The organism is Cyclobacterium sediminis, from assembly GCF_054781075.1.
The window spans coordinates 1-749 of the sequence record NZ_BAAGVC010000015.1 but is presented as its reverse complement, the minus strand read 5'-3'; the positions used below and the strand labels follow the sequence as shown (position 1 = coordinate 749).

General features: G+C 38.1%; 2 protein-coding genes. Both read right to left on the bottom strand.

Annotation, left to right across the window (positions count from 1 at the left end; translation table 11 throughout):
- Positions 1-279: hypothetical protein (locus tag ACYVHJ_RS14770; RefSeq protein WP_460516002.1), on the bottom strand; the 279-nt coding region annotated here is incomplete at its 3' end.
- Positions 266-694: a TonB-dependent receptor domain-containing protein gene (locus tag ACYVHJ_RS14765; protein WP_460516004.1), complete on the bottom strand. Its 429-nt coding sequence runs from the start codon at positions 692-694 to the stop codon at positions 266-268. The genes ACYVHJ_RS14770 and ACYVHJ_RS14765, both read right to left, overlap by 14 nt.
- Positions 695-749 lie beyond the last annotated feature (55 nt).

The following is a 749-nucleotide window of genomic DNA, read 5'->3' as shown; positions in this document are numbered from 1 at the left end:
AGGCTTACCATTGCTGTAAATGATGGCATGACCATAATACTCAGAATTTGGATCTTCCACTTTAAAATAAGGTGCTTGATAAATATCTCCTACCTGATCTCCCGGATAAGTATAGAAATAAGCGTATCCTTTATTATAACCAAAGTATTCAACTCCATCAGCTAGTTCTACAATGGTAGTTCTATTTCTAGTGAAATTTAAACCTAAATCAAATGAAAGATCTTTTTGCCTGATAACAGAGGTTCCAAGCGTGATGTCCCAACCTTTACTTCTTACCAATCCTGCATTGATCAATTTGCTGTTTGCACCTGAANAATCGATTATTGAACAAAGACAGGTCAATACCCACTTCTTGGGATGTAGCTATTTCAGGTTTTAATTGAGCGTTCTTAGCAATCTTATCTATACTGGCTCTTTTGGTATCTCCCCAATCGGCACCAAAATTATAATATCTCTGTAGCTGATAAGGATCTACATCATTACCTACCTGAGCATAACCTGCACGAACCTTGGCAAGGCTAACCCAAGCCGGCATGTCAAACATTTCATTTAACAAGACACTTAGAGAAGCTGAAGGGTAAAAATAAGAGCGGTTCTCTTTTGGCAAGGTACTTGACCAATCATTTCTGGCCGTTAAGTCTAGATAAACCATGTTTTTATAGCCGATAGAGGTTTGACCAAAAAGGCTGTTCACTTTCTTTTTACTCAGGAAGTTGGTATAAATAACCGAACCCGGTCCTCCATTACTT